Source organism: Streptomyces sp. NPDC002076 (genome assembly GCF_053593835.1).
Map to the genome: position 1 here is coordinate 61729 of NZ_JBSFDI010000023.1, position 16195 is coordinate 77923.

Annotated in this window: 13 protein-coding genes and 1 pseudogene; 7 read left to right on the top strand and 7 right to left on the bottom strand. The window is 71.4% G+C overall.

Annotated elements, in window-relative coordinates; all coding sequences use genetic code 11:
- Positions 1-4: 4 nt before the first annotated feature.
- From ACWCQS_RS36200 to ACWCQS_RS36210, 3 genes are all read right to left on the bottom strand, one after another.
- Positions 5-1357: an ABC transporter substrate-binding protein gene (locus ACWCQS_RS36200; protein ID WP_451008406.1), complete on the bottom strand. Its 1353-nt coding sequence runs from the start codon at positions 1355-1357 to the stop codon at positions 5-7.
- A gap of 129 nt (positions 1358-1486) precedes the next feature.
- Positions 1487-2485 carry a LacI family DNA-binding transcriptional regulator gene (locus ACWCQS_RS36205; protein ID WP_451008407.1) on the bottom strand — a complete coding sequence of 333 codons (999 nt, stop codon included), beginning with the start codon at positions 2483-2485 and terminating at the stop codon, positions 1487-1489.
- 138 nt (positions 2486-2623) lie between these two features.
- Positions 2624-3295 carry an MmyB family transcriptional regulator gene (locus ACWCQS_RS36210; protein WP_451008408.1) on the bottom strand — a complete coding sequence of 224 codons (672 nt, stop codon included), beginning with the start codon at positions 3293-3295 and terminating at the stop codon, positions 2624-2626.
- Between the two features lie 254 nt (positions 3296-3549).
- Here ACWCQS_RS36210 and ACWCQS_RS36215 point away from each other — a divergent pair, with 254 nt between their 5' ends.
- The 3 genes from ACWCQS_RS36215 to ACWCQS_RS36225 all read left to right on the top strand — a co-directional run bounded on the left by ACWCQS_RS36215 (position 3550) and on the right by ACWCQS_RS36225 (position 5200).
- Positions 3550-4206, top strand: a complete 657-nt coding sequence (locus ACWCQS_RS36215) for a helix-turn-helix domain-containing protein (RefSeq protein ID WP_388627033.1) — start codon at positions 3550-3552, stop codon at positions 4204-4206.
- A gap of 14 nt (positions 4207-4220) precedes the next feature.
- On the top strand, positions 4221-4778 hold the full coding sequence (locus tag ACWCQS_RS36220; protein ID WP_451008409.1) for a toxin-antitoxin system, toxin component: 558 nt from the start codon (positions 4221-4223) through the stop codon (positions 4776-4778).
- 194 nt (positions 4779-4972) lie between these two features.
- Positions 4973-5200, top strand: coding sequence for a hypothetical protein (locus tag ACWCQS_RS36225; RefSeq protein WP_451008410.1), 228 nt, complete (start codon positions 4973-4975; stop codon positions 5198-5200).
- Between the two features lie 33 nt (positions 5201-5233).
- Here the strand turns inward: ACWCQS_RS36225 and ACWCQS_RS36230 are convergent, their stop codons facing one another.
- A complete protein-coding gene (locus tag ACWCQS_RS36230; protein ID WP_451008411.1) occupies positions 5234-5914 on the bottom strand; it encodes a 4'-phosphopantetheinyl transferase family protein in 681 nt (226 codons plus the stop codon).
- Positions 5862-6767, bottom strand: a complete 906-nt coding sequence (locus ACWCQS_RS36235; protein ID WP_451008412.1) for a metallophosphoesterase family protein — start codon at positions 6765-6767, stop codon at positions 5862-5864. The genes ACWCQS_RS36230 and ACWCQS_RS36235 overlap by 53 nt, the downstream gene beginning before the upstream one ends.
- Positions 6768-7085: 318 nt before the next feature.
- On the opposite strand from ACWCQS_RS36235, the gene ACWCQS_RS36240 reads away from it, so the two are divergent.
- From ACWCQS_RS36240 to ACWCQS_RS36250, 3 genes are all read left to right on the top strand, one after another.
- Positions 7086-8195, top strand: coding sequence for an ATP-grasp domain-containing protein (locus tag ACWCQS_RS36240; protein ID WP_451008413.1), 1110 nt, complete (start codon positions 7086-7088; stop codon positions 8193-8195).
- Between the two features lie 122 nt (positions 8196-8317).
- Positions 8318-10003: a carbohydrate binding domain-containing protein gene (locus tag ACWCQS_RS36245; RefSeq protein WP_451008414.1), complete on the top strand. Its 1686-nt coding sequence runs from the start codon at positions 8318-8320 to the stop codon at positions 10001-10003.
- A gap of 84 nt (positions 10004-10087) precedes the next feature.
- Positions 10088-10837 (top strand): hypothetical protein, encoded by a 750-nt coding sequence (locus ACWCQS_RS36250; RefSeq protein ID WP_451008415.1) that lies wholly within the window; start codon positions 10088-10090, stop codon positions 10835-10837.
- Between the two features lie 34 nt (positions 10838-10871).
- Here the strand turns inward: ACWCQS_RS36250 and ACWCQS_RS36255 are convergent, their stop codons facing one another.
- Both ACWCQS_RS36255 and ACWCQS_RS36260 read right to left on the bottom strand, forming a co-directional pair.
- Positions 10872-13916, bottom strand: a complete 3045-nt coding sequence (locus ACWCQS_RS36255) for an alpha-mannosidase (protein ID WP_451008416.1) — start codon at positions 13914-13916, stop codon at positions 10872-10874.
- 57 nt (positions 13917-13973) lie between these two features.
- Positions 13974-15311, bottom strand: coding sequence for a 6-phospho-beta-glucosidase (locus ACWCQS_RS36260; protein ID WP_451008417.1), 1338 nt, complete (start codon positions 15309-15311; stop codon positions 13974-13976).
- A gap of 106 nt (positions 15312-15417) precedes the next feature.
- Between ACWCQS_RS36260 and ACWCQS_RS36265 the strand changes: the two are divergent.
- Positions 15418-16025: pseudogene (locus ACWCQS_RS36265) on the top strand (beta-galactosidase domain 4-containing protein); the annotation flags it as partial.
- Between the last annotated feature and the right edge of the window lie 170 nt (positions 16026-16195).

Sequence of the window (16195 nt, forward strand, 5' to 3'; positions counted from 1 at the left end):
GCGGTCAGCTCCGGGCCAGGATGCCGTCGATCTTTCCGGAGGCGTCCTTGAGGAGCTGGTCGATGTCGGCGTCCTTCTTGGTGAGGACGGCGGAGACGGTCGAGTCGAGGACGGAGTAGATCTGCTGCGCGTCCGGCGGCTCGATCTTCATCTGCAGCTGCTGGTTGCCGTCGAGGAAGGACTGGTAGTTCTCCACCGGGACGTTGGCGTTGGCCTTCTTGGCCTGCTGGTCCTTGGCGTCGGCGGCGCCGGTGAACAGGCGGGGCTCGGGCAGTCCGACGGGAGCGTCGTTCTTCTTGGCGCGGGCGTAGTCACCGAGGAAGCCCGTTCCCGGGGTGAGGAACATGTGGTCCAGCCACTTCAGGCCGGCCCGGATCTGGGCGGGCGTGTCGCGCTTGTCGAACATGTAGCCGTCGCCGCCGATGAGCGTGCCCTTGCCGCCCGGCATCGGGCCGATGGCGATGTCGTCGTAGTTGGCGCCCTTCTCCTTGACCAGGATCGGGATGTTGTCGGGGGCGGCGAGATACATGCCGAGCCTGCCCGAACCCATCATCTGCTGCACGTCGTTGATGACGAGGAGCTGCTTGCTGCCCATCGAGTTGTCGGTCCACCGCATGTCGTGCAGGTTCTGCAGCACGGCGTGGCCCTCGGGGGTGTCGATGGTTGCCTTCTTGCCGTCGCTGGCGACGACGTCCCCTCCCTGGGAGTACAGCTCGGCGGTGAAGTGCCAGCCGCCCTGGTTCTGGGCGCTGTAGTCGGCGTATCCGACGGTGCCGTTGCCGAGGGCCGCGATCTTCCTGGCGTCGGCGCGGACCTCGTCCCAGGTCGTCGGGGGCTTGTCGGGGTCGAGGCCGGCCCTCTGGAACAGCTTGCGGTTGTAGATCAGCCCCATGCTGTATCCGGTGCGCGGGATGCCGTAGACCTTTCCGTCGACGGTGTAGATGTCCCGCAGCTGCTTCTGGATGGTGCCGTAGGACTTCAGGTCCTTCAGGTACGGCGTGAGATCGGCCGCCTGGTGGATGTCCACGACGTGCCGGGCGTCGGTGAAGTACGTGTAGAAAACGTCTTCCATCTGACCGCCGGCGAGCTTCGCGTCGAAGGTCTTCGGGTCCTGGCAGGGGAAGGCGTCGTGCGCGACGACGTCGATGTCCGGGTTCTGCTTGGCGAAGGAGGCGAGGTCCTCCTCGAAGAACCTCCGGTCGACCTTGGCGCTCTTGGGCGGCTCGCAGTTGACGGTGATGCGCGTCTTGCCGCCGGCCGAGCCGTCACCGCCGGAGCCGCAGGCGGTGGCGGCGAGGGCGAGCGAGGAACAGACGCCGATCGCGACGAGGGTACGGCGGAACCCGGTGCTTCTCATCGGTGGACCCCCTGATGGCACTCATGGCAGGAGCGGTGGGCGCCGCACACTCAAGCACCGCCGACATCCTGACGCAAGATGTCGCGCGGAATCTGCAATTGTTCGACAAGCAGCCGGATCTTCTCGATCTCAGCCGCGCGGGGCCTGCCCGGTGGACCCCCGCACCACCAGCTCGGGTTCGAACAGCAGCTCCTCGGCGGGTACAGCGGTACCGCCGATCTGCGCGTTCAGCAGCTCGACGGCCGCGCGGCCCATGGCCTCGATGGGCTGGCGGACGGTGGTGAGCGGGGGCTCGGTGCAGTTCATGAAGGCCGAGTCGTCGTAGCCGACGACGGAGATGCGGCCGGGGACGTCGTGTCCCTTGCGGCGGGCGGCCCGGATCGCGCCGAGGGCGAGCGGGTCGCTGGCGCAGATGATGCCGGTGACACCGCGGTCGATCAGCCGGGACGCGGCGGCGTGACCGCCCTCGATGGAGAAGATCGCCCGGGCGACGAACTCCTCCGGCAGATCGCCGGCGATCGCCCGCGCGGCGGCCAGCTTGCGCGCCGAGGGCACATGGTCGCCGGGGCCGAGGACCAGTCCGATGCGCTCGTGCCCGAGGGAGGCGAGGTGCCGCCAGGCCTGCTCGACGGCGACCGCGTCGTCGCAGGACACGCCCGGGAAGCCGAGGTGTTCGATGGCCGCGTTGACCAGGACGACGGGGATGTTGCGCTCGGCGAGCAGCCGGTAGTGGTCGTGCGGGGCGTCCGCCTGCGCGTACAGGCCGCCGGCGAACACGACGCCGGAGACCTGCTGCTGCAGCAGCAGTTCGACGTAGTCCGCCTCGGAGACCCCGCCCTTGGTCTGTGTGCACAGCACCGGGGTGAGTCCGAGCTGGGCGAGCGCGCCGCCGATGACCTCGGCGAACGCCGGGAAGATGGGGTTCTGCAGCTCCGGCAGCACCAGGCCGACGAGCCGGGCGCGTTCGCCACGCAGCTGGGTGGGGCGCTCGTAACCGAGGACGTCGAGCGCCGTCAGCACCGCCTGCCGGGTGGCGTCGGAGACCCCGGGTTTGCCGTTGAGCACCCGGCTGACGGTCGCTTCACTGACGCCGACCTTCTTCGCCACTTCCGCAAGTCGTCGTGTCATGTGCGCAAGCCTAGCGCAAAATATGCAAGTGGCTTGCGTAAGGGGGGGGAGCAGAGCGGCCTTTCGGGGCGCTCCTTGCCGGGCGACGGATTCTTCCGACCCGGCGCCGCCGGCGACCTGAACGCCGGCGGTGCCGGGTCAGTTCTCGGTGGCCGGTACGACGGTCAGATGGGCCGCCGTGCCCCGCGGCCGGCGCGGGCGGCGTACGGGCGCTGCGGGCCGGCGGTTCTCCCGCACGACCATCGAAAGGCGCCGGTAGCCGAGGCCGCGCAGAATCTCCGGCGTCTCCTCGACGATGCGGCACTCGGCGGGGCCGCGCCGCGGATCGGGGTGGACCAGCAGCCGGACGGCCCCGTCGAGCCGGGTCGCGCTCTCGCCGACGGCACGGATCCAGTGCGGCAGGCCCTGCCGGTAGGCGGCCTCCATCAGCGGGTCCTGGGCGATGTCCCGGCGGATCGCCTGGAGTTCCTGGTCGTGACCGTACGTCTCCAGGGCGGTCCTGAGGTGGGCCAGCATCGGCAGGCACCAGCCCTGCTCGTGCTCGCCGAGGACCTCGCCCGCGTCCGGATGGAACAGGACGAACCGCAGGAAGTTGTCCCCGGGCATGGCCGTCGCGTGCGGGCGCACGCCGCGGAAAAGTGTCTCGAACGCGCCGTTGGCCATGACCACGTCCCAGCGGTGGTCGACGACCAGGGACGGGCAGCCGAGGGACTCCAGCAGTGCGGCGTAGTCCTGGAGATACGCCTGGGTCTCGCAGGTCTCGGGGATGGGCCGCGGTGCCGGCCGCTGCCCTCCTGCCTGATGTGCCATCGGGAGGTCACCCCTCTTGCCTCTGCGGCCTTCACGCGGCCCTGCGATCCTGCGGCCCGCGACAAGACCGTGTCAACTATCGTGGCATTCCGCGCGCATTGACGGCTGAAATTCGCCACAGTTGTGGCGACACCTGGATGTGAGTTCGAGGCACCCGATACTCTCCGGGAAGTTCACGGCGATCGCTCGTGAGAATCACGGACTCAGAAGCACAGACACATCTGAAGCCCTAGAGAGACGTAGGAGTTCTGTCGGTGACGGATGGCTACGAGGATCCGGGCGCCACGGCGACCGCCCAGCTGCCGGCCGTCGTCGCCCGCGTCACCGCGCTCGCCGACCGGCTCGGCGTGCCGCATGCCGAGGTCTTCGACGTCGGGCGGCTCTCCGTGGCCTGCGGGGTGCCGGAGCCGGTGGTCAAGGCCCTGCTCGCCGGCCGGCCCGCCGGTGAACCGGATGTCCAGGCACGCTTTCTGCAGCGCCTGGGCCTGCTGCGGCGCACCCGGCTGAAACCCAACGGCCGCAAGTACACCCAGCAGGAGATCGCCGACGGCGCGGGCATGTCCCGGCAGCAGGCCGGCGCCCTCATCAACGGCGACCGGCGGCCGACCATGGAGCACTGCGACGCGCTGCAGCGCTTCTTCCGGGTGCACGCCGGCTTCCTGACCGCGGAGGATCCCGAGGCGCTTGCGGGCGCCCTGCAGCGCACCGAGCAGGAGCTGCTGACGAAGCTCGCCGACCGGGAGCGGGCCGCCGCCGGGGCCGAGGAGGATCCGCTGGAGCGGCTGCTGCAGGACCACGGGGTGCGCGGAATAGCCTGGCGGGCCGCGCAGTTGCCCACCGACCAGCACCGGGACAAAGTCGCAGAGTGGCTCGACATGCTCCTGGAGAGCGTCAAACGGCCCGAGTCGTGAGCCGGGGGAGGACTGTGGGCATCGGCAGGGACATGCGCCGGCTGTGCGGCGAGCTGGTGGGCGGGCTCGCACTGCCCGCGCCGGCGCCGCCGCGGGAGCTGTACGGCGCGCTGTGCGAGGCGATGAGCCGCCGCCGGGGCCGCCCGGTGCACTTCCGCGCGGCCGCCTTCCCGCCGGACACGGCGAGCGGCCTGTGGCTGGACCTGACCGACCGCGACCTCGTCGTCGTGGAGGAACGCACCGCGCCCGACCACCAGTTGGTGATTCTCGGCCACGAACTGTGGCACATGCATGCCGACCACCGCGGACACCACGTCGACGGTGTCGGGGTCGCCACGCGACTGCTGCACGACGACACCGACCAGGAGGCGCTCCAGGCCACGGTGCAGCGGATCGCGGCCCGGACCCGTTTCGACCGCGCCGAGGAGCGGGACGCGGAGACCTTCGGTCTGCTGCTGGCCAGCAAGTGCCGTACCTGGCTGGCCGGTTCGGCCCTGCGGGGCCCGGTGCAGCGCGACGACGTGGCCGGGCGCATCGAGGCGTCCCTGGGCTATCCGGGGTCACAGGGCTGATCCGGCCGTACGGCGCAAGGGCGAGCCGCGGACGACACGCCGGTCACCCCCGCAAGCTGTACCGAAAGGATTCGGCCTCGGCTAAGCGGGCGAACCGGGACGGGACCGAACGGCGTTGTCAGTGGTGGGCGGCAAGCTGGAGAGGTGCGCCGCAGGGCGCGCGACCGTGACGCCTATTCGGGGAGAGCCGATCGATGCCCACCGCCGTACTGACCGACCGCGAGCGCACCGCCGTACAGGCCTATCTGCGGCTGCTGCATACCGTGCGCGCCGTCTTCGACGGGCCACCGGACGCCGGCCGGCCGGCCGTGGTGCCGCCCGCCGTGCTGGCCGAGGCGGAACAGGCCCTGGCGCGCGCGGGCCTCGCGGGCAATGAGGAGCAGTTCTTCCGGCTGCTGCGCGACTGGTGCCCGCCGGCCTGACCGGGCCCGGTGCTCCGAGCCGCTGCCGGGGGCTCAGGGATGCGGGACGACCACTGCGGTGGTGACCACTTGGTCGCGTACGGCCCACCGGCCGTCGAAGACCTGGAGCCGGCGGTCGCCGACCCGGGGCCCGGGGACGAGGAGTTCGGCACGCAGGGTGCCGTGCGGCTCGTCGCCGGGGCTCGGGTCGAGGGTGATGTCGGCCTCGGAGAAGTCCAGCCAGGTGCGGGTCAGCGGGAACCACGCCTTGTAGACGGACTCCTTGGCGCTGAACAGGATCCGGTCCCAGTGCACACCGGGTCGCCGCGCGGCGAGGCGGTCCAGCCGCTCGGCCTCGGCGGGCAGGAGGACGGAGGCGCCCACGCCGTCCGGGAGCGGCCCGTGCGGTTCGGCGTCGATGCCGAGGGAGGCCAGGTCGCCGCCCCGGGCCAGTGCGGCGGCGCAGTAGCCGTCGCAGTGGGTCATGCTGCCGATCAGGCCGTCCGGCCAGCGCGGGGCGCCCCGCTCGCCGCTGAGGACGGGCTGGGCGGGCACGCCGAGCTTCTCCATGGCGCGCCGGGCGCAGCCGCGCACGGCGGCGAACTCGCGGCGGCGCTTGGGCACGGCACGCTCGACGAGCGCTGCCTCCCCGGGGTAGAACGGGGCGTCCCACAGCGCGTCGTCACCGTGTGCCTCCACGGCCACGACCGACTCCGGGAGCAGCTCCTCGATCACCGGCTTCGACCTCCATCGGCAGGATGCGGCGCAGCTGTCCCGGCGGCTCCGAGCGCTTGCGCCATTCTCGGGGATAGCCTACGGAGACCTCCTCGAAGCGGACTCCGTCGTGCCAGGTGGTGCGGGGGATGTGCAGATGGCCGTAGACCATGGTCGCGACGCGGAACCGGCGGTGCCAGTCGGCGGTCAGCAGGGTGCCGCACCACATGGCGAACTCGGGGTACCACAGCACCTCGGTGGGATGCCGGTGCAGCGGATAGTGGTTGACCGGTACGACCGGCAGGTCCGCGGGCAGCTCGGCGAGCCTGCGCTCGGTCTCGGCGACCCGCGCCCGGCACCAGGCGTCACGGGTCGGATAGGGATCGGGGTGCAGCAGGTACTCGTCGTTGCAGACGATGCCGGTGCTCTGCGCGTAGGCCAGACCTTCGGCCTTGGTGGCGCAGCCGGGCGGCAGGAACGAGTAGTCGTACAGCAGGAACAGCGGGGCGACGACGACCGGGCCGCCGGGGCCGCGCCACACCGGATAGGGGTCCTCGGGGGTGACGACGCCCAGCTCGCGGCACAGTGCGACCAGGTGCTCGTAGCGGGCGACGCCGCGCAGGGCGACCGGATCCTTCGGGTGCGTCCAGAGCTCGTGGTTGCCGGGGGCCCACAGCACCTTGTGGAAGCGGCCCGCGAGCTTTTCCAGGGTCCAGCGGATGTCGGCCACCGTCTCGGCGATGTCACCGGCCACGATCAGCCAGTCCTCGTCGCCGGCGGGGCGCATCTCCTCGACCAGGGCGCGGTTCTCCGGATAGGTGATGTGCAGGTCGCTGATGGCCAGCAGCTGCCCGGCCCCGGCCGCAGACTCCACCCTGCACCCCTTCCGATCATCCTCCGCCGGGACCACGAGAACACATTCCCGGACACCCCGACAAGGGGCCCCGGCCACCGTGTCGCGGGGCGCGGCAGCGGGCCGGCGCCGCCCTGGGGGACTCCGGCGAGCCTACTGGACGAGTCCCGGAAATCCGTAACATCCGCGTTGCACGCGGGGGCTCTCGAAAGCCGTATGATCGCCCCGACACCATCACCCCAACCTCCCTTTTCTCAGGGGTTCTTTGGCGTCCCTTCCTCCCTCCTGCCCGGGCACGGGCCGCCGAGCCCTGCCCGAAAACCGTGAAAGGCGGCCTGCATGCTCTCTCGCGTACGCGTCTGGCTCAACCGCACGTACGCGGAGAACGTCTTCTTCATGGATCAGCTGCGCAGAAATCCCAGCGATCGCGCGGTGGAGATCCATGCCACGCACGGGGACCCCGACTCCCCCGTCCTGGCCGCCGCCGACACCGCCGACCTGGAGCCGGAGGGCCTGTCCCCGGCCGGTTACGTGGAGTACGCGCTCGACCAGTGCGCCCGGCGCGGCATCGACGTGTTCGTGCCCCGGCTGCACCAGGCGGCGATCGTGCGGCACCGCGCGGAGTTCGCCGCGGCCGGTACGGCGCTGCTGGCGCCGACGCCCGAGGCGGTGGCCGTGTTCGAGGACAAGGCGACCGCGTACGAGGCGGTCCGCTCGGTGGGCGTCCCGGTGCCGCCGTGGTGGCGGGTGCGTACGGCCGACGAACTCCTCGCCGCGGTAGAGGAGTTGGAGGCGGCCGGGTACAAGGCGTGCTTCAAGCCGGCCGCGGGTGCCGGCGGGGTCGGCTTCCGGGTGATCACCCGCGCCCCGTTCTCGCTCAGCCACCTCGAGGGGTTCCCGAGCCCGTACGTCCAGCTGGACCTCGTCGTCGAGGCGCTGCGGCGGTCGGGTGAGCCGGTGGACTGGCTGGTGATGCCGCGCCTGGAGCAGCCCGAGGTGTCGGTCGACTGCCTGACCGGACCCGACAACCGGCTGCGGCTCGCGGTGGGCCGCACCAAGAACGGCCGCCGCAGGGGTTTCACGCTGGACGAGCGGTGGCTGGAGCCGGCCCGGCTGATCGCGGAGGGCTTCGGGCTGCACCACCTGTCCAACATCCAGTTCCGCATGTTCGGCGACCGGCCGGTGCTGCTGGATGTCAACACGAGGCCCTCCGGGGGCCTGCACCAGGTGTCGCTGTGCGGGGTGAACATGCCCTGGGCTGCGGTGCAGTTGGCTCTGGGCGAGGATCCCGGGGTGATCGAGCCGCCGTTCCTGGGGCAGGACTACACGGTGGTGGCGGGGCCGCGGTCGCTTCTGCCCGCGGCACTTCCCCGGCAGAGGGAGGCGGAGATCGCCCTTCCGGCGTTGCCCGTCCAGGCGGCTTCGGCGGTGGAGGCCCTGCCGCTCTAGTCCGCCGGTATGGACCAATTCTGCTTTCGCCCTTGACAGCAAGATTGGTCCATACCAAATTCATGGGCGCACCTCCGCACAGCCGTGCACTCCCGAACACCCCATCCCCACAGGGAGATCGCGTGCGCAATCCACTCGGACGTCACAGACGTCGGCTTCTCGCTCTCCTCGGTTCCGTCGCCCTCGCGGTCGGCGGGGCCATCGCCCTTCCGGGCACCGCACAGGCGGCCAACATCCTCACCAACCCCGGCTTCGAGTCCGGCGGCCTCTCCCCCTGGACCTGCACCGGCAATCTCGGCTCGGTCGTCTCCTCCCCCGTGCACAGCGGCTCCAAGGCGCTGCAGGGTGCGGTGACCGACAGCGACGACGCGCAGTGCAGCCAGACGGTCGCCGTGCAGCCGAACACGACGTACACCCTCAGCGGCTGGGTACGCGGCAGCTATGTGTACCTGGGCGTGAACGGCGGCGCCTCGACCTGGACGACCTCGCCGACGGCGTACAGCCAGCTCAGTGTCTCGTTCACCACCGGCGCCTCGCAGACCAGCGCCACCATCTATGTCCACGGCTGGTACGCCCAGGGCACCTACTGGGCCGACGACATCGGCCTCGACGGCCCGGGCGGCGGGGGCGGCGGGGACACCCAGGCGCCGACCGCGCCGACGGGCCTGACCTCCACCGGCAAGACCTCGTCCAGCGTTTCGCTGTCGTGGAACGCCGCCACGGACAACGTGGGCGTAACCGGTTACGACATCTACAGCGGCCCGAACCAGGTGCTGACCGTCTCCGGCACGTCCGCCACGGTCAGCGGGCTGTCGCCCAGCACGTCGTACACCTTCACGGTCAAGGCGCACGACGCGGCCGGGAACGTCTCGGCCGCCTCCAACGCCGTCTCCGTGACCACGGACGCGGGCAGCGGCGGCGGCACCGGGTTCACGCAGGCCGCGCCGTATCTGTACGAGGGCTGGGGCGATCCGCCGAGCCCGACTACGGTGATGAGCGCGACCGGGATCAAGTGGTTCACGATGGCGTTCGTGCTGGACTCCGGCGGCTGCACCCCGGCCTGGGACGGCAGCCGGGCGCTCACCGGTGGCGCCGACCAGAGCGCGATCAACGCCGTCCGGTCCGCCGGCGGTGACATCGTGCCGTCCTTCGGCGGCTGGCAGGGCAGCAAGCTCGGCGCCAACTGCTCCTCCGCGGCCGCGCTCGCGGGGGCCATCCAGAAGGTGATCGACGCCTACGGCCTGAAGGCCGTCGACATGGACATCGAGAACACGGACGAGTTCGAGAACGAGGCCGTGCAGGCGAAGATCCTCACCGCGCTGAAGACGGTCAAGGCGAACAACCCCGGCCTGAAGACCATCGTCACCTTCGGCACCTCGACCACGGGCCCGACCTACTACGGCAACCGGCTGATCGAGCAGGCGCAGTCGCTCGGCGCGAACATCGACGTGTTCACCATCATGCCGTTCGACTTCGGCGGCGGCTCGGACATGTACGGCAACACCGTGAACGCGGCGGAGGGGCTGAAGGCCAAGCTCAAGTCGACGTTCGGGTGGGACGACGCCACCGCGTACTCCCACATCGGCATCTCCGGCATGAACGGCCTGTCCGACCAGCAGGAGAACACGACCCCGGCGATCTGGACCCAGATCAGGGACTGGGCCAACAGCCACCACATCGCCCGCCTCGCCTTCTGGTCGGTCAACCGTGACCGGCCGTGCCCGGGCGGCGGGGTGGTGAGCAACTGCTCCGGCATCAGCCAGAACAACTGGCAGTTCACCTCGATCACGGCCGGCTTCACCGGCTGACGGCGACCGGGAGAAGGGCTGGCGCCCGGGCCCCCGCGGCGGGAAGAATCTTGTCCCGCCGCGGGGGCCTCCCCGTGGTTCGGCATGACGGAAGTCGGGGGCGGCACAGGCGTGAAGAAGAGGATCGCGGCCGCCTGGTGTCTGTTGCTCCTCCTGACACTCGGCCTCGCCGCCTGCGGGGTGCCCGAGGAGAGCAACAAGGGTCCCGAGTCCGTGGGGCAGCGCCCCGGTCAGGCGGACTTACAGTCCTCGATCGTCGACGACCGCAAGCACCTCTTCGACGGTTCCCTCGCCTACGACCCCTCCGTCTCGGTCTCCGTCGGCGACAGCCTCACCTACGACGTCCGCCTCACCGCGCGGGGCGAGAAGTCCTCGCACGGCACCGCGCAGGCCGCGCTGGTGACCCGGGCGTTCCAGGTGGGCGGGGTGGAGGCGGCCGCTCTGTCGGCCGGCGACTCGGCCGTGCGGGTGGTGTCGCTGACCCCCGAGGTCAAGCAGGTCATCGCACAGCCCGGGGACCTCGCGGAGTGGCAGTGGAGTGTGTCCGCCGGCGAGCCGGGCGAGTACGACCTGGCCCTCACCGTCACCACCTTCCAGGGTGACTCGGACCGTGCCCTGGACACCCTCACCCCGCCGATCACCGTCCACCTGAGCGTGCGCGACACCTGGTCGCACCGATTCGCCTCGTTGCAGGACGGCTTGTACACGGCGGCGGGCATCGCGGGCGCCCTGGCCGGCGTCTACGCGCTGCGGGCTCCCCTGACCGAACTCGTACGAGGACGGCGGGAGGCCCGGCCGCAGCCCAGCGAGGACCGGGACGACGGCTACCTGTGAGTGACCGTCGGAGTCGGCGTTGCATGCCCATCGGTCAGGCCCTGCGCAGCCGGAGCGTGAGGATCTGGAAGGGGCGGAGGGAAACGGAGACTCCGCTGTCCGCCGACTCCGCGTCTTCCAGCGGACGTTCGAGCAGGTCGGTCACCTGGGCGCCCGCGAGGGGGAAGCCGGTGCGTACGACGCCCGTCGCACGGCCGCCGCGGGACTCGTAGAGGCGGACGACGACGTCGCCGCTCTCGTCGTCGGCCAGCTTCACGGCCTCGACGGTCACGCCCTCGCCGTCCACCGAGACGACCGGCTGCGGCGCACCCGCCGAATCGGCCACGCGGAGGGGGAGGTTGAGGGCGTACCCCTCGGCCACCGCGTCCTCGATGCTCGCGCCGGGCAGGAGCGAGTAGGTGAGGCGGTGGCGGCCCTGGTCGGCACCCGGGTCCGGGATGCGTGGGGCGCGCACCAGGCTGAGGCTGACCCTGGTCGTCGTACCGCCGTCCTCGCGGACCGTGCGGGAGACGTCATGGCCGTACGTCGAGTCGTTGATGAGCGCGACGCCGTAGCCGGGCTCGGCCAGGTGCACCCAGCGGTGGCCGGAGACCTCGAAGCGGGCCGCCTCCCAACTGGTGTTGGTATGCGTGGGCCGCTGGATGTGGCCGAACTGGATCTCGGCGGAGGAGTGCGCGGCGCGGATGTCGACCGGGAAGCCGGCCTTGAGGAGCTTCTCCGCCTCGTGCCAGTCGATGTCCGTCTCGAAGTCGATCCGGGGGCTGCCGGCGCGGAGGGTGATCGTCTGGGTGATCCGCGAGCCCTTGCCGAAGGAGCGGGCGACGCGGATCGAGCCGAGCAGCGGGTCCTCGTCGACGACCGTCACGGAGTCGGCGTCCAGCAGGTCCGTGTAGCGGTTCCTGTAGTGCTTGTCGACGTCCCAGGCGTCCCAGTGGTTCGGGAGGTCGGTGTGCAGGCGCAGCAAGTTGCCCTTGCCGGCGAGGACTTCACGGCCGCCGGCGCGCAGGTCGCGCACCGAGGCCAGTGTGCCGTCCGCGGCCACCTCCACCCGCACCAGTCCGTTGTCGAGGACCCGGCCGGCCACCGTGACCGGCTGCGGAGCGTCGACGGCCACGACCGGTGCGCTGCCGTTCGCCGGTGCCTCGACATACGTCGGCACACCGGCGGCCGTACGGATGACCTCGGCGCGGTCGAACGGGCTGGTGTTGAAGACCCGGGTCGAGCCGCCGCCCAGCGCGGCCACCGCCTCGGCCGTCAGCTCCTCCAACTCCCTTGCGACACGGGCGTACTCGGCCTCCGCCTCCCGGTGCACCCACGCGATCGAGGAGCCCGGCAGGACGTCGTGGAACTGGTGCAGCAGCACCGTCTTCCACAGCCGGTCCAGCTTCTCGTACGGGTAGGCGTAGCCCGGCGCGTGCAGCGCGGCGGTCGTCGCCCACAACTCGGCCTCGCGCAGCTTGTGTTCGCTGCGGCGGTTGCCCTGCTTGGTGCGGGCCTGGGAGGTGTACGTGGCGCGGTGCAGCTCCAGGTAGAGCTCCCCGACCCAGACCGGGGCGTCCGGGTACTCCTCACGGGCCTTGGCGAAGAAGGCGTCGGGGTGTTCGACGACGACCTTGGGCGAACCCTCCAGGTCGGCGAGCCGGCGCGCCCGTTCCATGATCTCGCGGGTGGGGCCGCCACCGCCGTCGCCCCAGCCGAAGGGAGCGAGGGACCTCGAAGCCCTGCCCTTCTCGGCGTAGTTGCGGACCGCCCGGGCCATCTCCGCGCCGCTGAAGCGGGCGTTGTAGGTGTCGACGGGCGGGAAGTGGGTGAAGATGCGGGTGCCGTCGATGCCCTCCCACCAGAAGGTGTGGTGGGGGAAGGTGTTGGTCTGGTTCCAGGAGATCTTCTGGGTGAGGAACCACTCATTGCCGGCGAGCTTGGCGAGCTGCGGGTAGGCGGCGTTGTAGCCGAAGGAGTCCGGCAGCCAGACGCCCTTGGTCTCGATGCCGAAGTGCTCGATGAAGAACCGCTTGCCGTGGATGAGCTGGCGGGCGATGGCCTCCCCGCCGGGCAGGTTGCCGTCGGACTCGACCCACATGCCGCCGACCGGCGCCCACTGGCCCTTCTTCACGGACTCCTTGATGCGGGCCCAGACGTGCGGGTGGTTGTCGCGCACCCACTCGTACTGCTGGGCCTGCGAGCAGGCGAAGACGAACTCCTCGTACTCCTCGGCGAGCGAGGTGACGTTCGAGAAGGTGCGGGACGTCTTGCGCTTGGTCTCGCGGATGGGCCACAGCCACGCCGAGTCGATGTGCGCGTGGCCGATGCCGGAGATGACGTGGGCACTGGCGTGGGCGGGCTTGGACAGGGCCGGGCGCAGGGCCTCGCGCACGGCGGCGGCGGAGCCGGGGATGTCGTCGAGGTCCAGCAGGTCCAGGGCGCGGTCCAGCGCGTGCGTGATCTCGTGCCGGCGCGGGTCGTGCTCGCCGAGTTCGACCATCAGTTCGCGCAGCACCTGGAGGTCGAGGTCGAGGTGCCAGACCTCCTCGTCGAGTACGGCGAGGTCGGCGCGCCGGAAGGTGTACAGCGGCTTGTCGCCGGCGGTCAGGACATCGCCCAGCGGGGTCGGCGCCGCGAAGTTGTCGGCGAGGATGTCGGGGTTGGAGGCCGCCTCGACCAGGTAGTCGATCTGCTCCCCGCCGGCTGCCGGGTTGGCGATCGGGACGTACTGGTTGAGCGGGTTGACCGCCTTCAGCGGGCGGCCGTCGGGCAGGTGGACCAGGGCCTCGGCCTGGTTGCCCGGCCAGTCGCCGATGAAGCCGAGATCGATGACCGCCTCGACGCGCCGGCCCGCCCACTCGGCGGGCACCCGGCCGCTCATCCGGAACCAGGTCGTGCCCCAGGGCGGGCCCCACGGGGTGTCCATCGCGAAGGGCTCGTAGCGCGCGGATGCGGCCTCCTCGAAGGAGACCGGCTCGCCCGGCGCCTGCCAGGCCTCGACCGCCATCGGGGCGGTGGCCGCGTAGATCGCGGGCTTGATGCGCTGGGTGTGGAGGCGCTCGGCGCGCTCCTCGATCCGGCGGCGTTCGTCGTGCATCAGGGGCCTCCAAGAAGGGAGGGGCGAGCGGGTTGGAAAGCGCTTACCCGTGGGCGGTCACCCAAGGTACGCCAGACCGGGATGGACTTCGGTGTAGCCCTCGACCAGGCGCCGGGCCACGTTCACGGAGTCGACCAGCGGATGCAGCGCGAACGCCTTCACGGCCGTCTGCCGGGAGCCGGACTCGGCGGCGGCGAGCACCTCCCGCTCGACGGCCTTGACCGAGCAGACCAGTCCGGTGGCGTGATCGGGCAGCGGGGCGACGGCGAGCGGGTGGGCGCCGTGCGCGTCGACCCGGCAGGGGACCTCGATCACGGCGTCGCCGTCGAGCACGGAGAGGGTTTCGCGGTTGCGCACGTTGAGGATCAGCGTGGTCCGCTCGTCGCGGGCGATGGCCCGCATCAGGGCGAGCGCGACCTGCTCGTAGCCGCCGGACAGGTCCTCGGCCTCGCGCTCGCCCGCGCCGGCGCTCTCCCGGTTCTCGGCCATATAGGTGGCCTCGCGCTCGGCGCGCGTGCGGTCCCACACCTCCAGCGCGGACCGGTCCGGGTCCAGTGCCTCCGTGTAGAACCGGGCCTGCTGGTCGCGCAGGAAGGCTCCCCGGGTCTGCCCGGCCTGCTGGTAGGCGCGTACGGCTTCCCGGTTGAAGTAGTAGTAGTGCAGGTACTCGTTGGGGATCGCGCCGAGCGACTGCAGCCAGTCGACGCCGAACAGCCTGCCCTCCTCGAAGGAGCCGAGCAGGGCGGGGTCGGCGAGCAGGCGCGGCAGTTCGTCGCGTCCGGCGACGCGCAGGCCGCGCACCCAGCCGAGGTGGTTGAGGCCGACGTAGTCGACGAAGGCCTCCTTCGGGTCGGCGCCGAGGACGCGGGCGACACGGCGGCCGAGACCGACGGGCGAGTCGCAGATGCCGATGACGCGGTCGCCGAGGTACCGGGACATCGCCTCGGTGACCAGGCCGGCCGGATTGGTGAAGTTGATGACCCAGGCGTCCGGGGCGAGGCGGGCCACGCGCCGGGCGATGTCGACGGCGACGGGCACGGTCCGCAGGCCGTAGGCGATGCCGCCCGCGCCGACGGTCTCCTGGCCGAGCACGCCCTCGGCCAGCGCCACCCGCTCGTCGTCCGCCCGGCCCTGAAGGCCGCCGACGCGGATCGCGGAGAAGACGAAGTCGGCGCCGGCGAGCGCCTCGTCGAGGTCGGTGGTCGCGGTCACCCGGGGCGCGTCAGGGACGCCGGCGGCCTGTTCGTCCAGTACCCGGCGTACTGCGTACAACCGGCGCTCGTCCAGGTCGTGCAGGACGACCTCGGTGACCCGCCCCTCGGCGTGGTCGGTCAGCAGTGCACCGTGGACGAGCGGCACCCGGAACCCGCCGCCGCCCAGAATCGTCAGCTTCACGTCTGCGTCCTTCCCCGAACTTGCGCCACGACCACCTCGGCCCCGGCCCCTGGAGGGCGGACCGGGCGGTGGCCGGGTCCACCGGCATCCCATCATTTCCGGGCGCGCGGACCACTGGGCGGCCACCGAGTCCACGCCGGGCCTTCAGGACGGCTTCATCCGGGAGTCCTGGGACCGCGGAATCCTCGGCGCGTGAGCGAGGGAAGACCGGCCGGGCGCGCGGCTGCCGGGCAGCAGTACGACAACGGTGTCACCGCACCCGGCTGCCGCCGGGCGTACGGCGGTGACCACGAGAGCCCGTGCACCGCGGGCGGGGTGGACGAGGCCGAAGGGGCCGAAGTAGTGGTCTTCCCCGGCCGCGGCGACCGCGTCCCGCGGCCGGACCCGCACCATCGTCGGGAGATCGCGGCACCGGTCCGGATCCGGTGCTACCGGCACGAGGGGATCGTCGTCGCCAACCACCGGCGCTTCCCGGGTCTTGCCGGGCTGACGGCGACCTGGGAACTGGCGCCCGCCAACGGCCCCACCCTGACCGCTCCGGCCCCGCTGCCCGATCTGCGGCCCGGCGAGACCGCGGCCGTACCGCTGCCCTTCACCCTGCCGAAGGACGGCGGTGAGGCGTGGCTGACGCTGCGGGTGGTGACGGCCGAGGACGGGCCGTCGGCGCCGCGTGGCACCGAGGTGTGCGCGCCGCGCATCCGGCTGCGGGCGGCGCCGACGGCTCGTCCTCGTACGGAAGGTCCGGCCGGCGCACCGCGAGCCCTTCGTTCCGTGGCCACCTGACCCTCCCCCTCGTCCTCCCCCTCGTCCTCCTCCTCGTCCTCCTCCTCGTCCTCCCCCTGTCCGCCCCTCATCCGCCCTCTCGTTCCCCGTGCCCTCCCGTC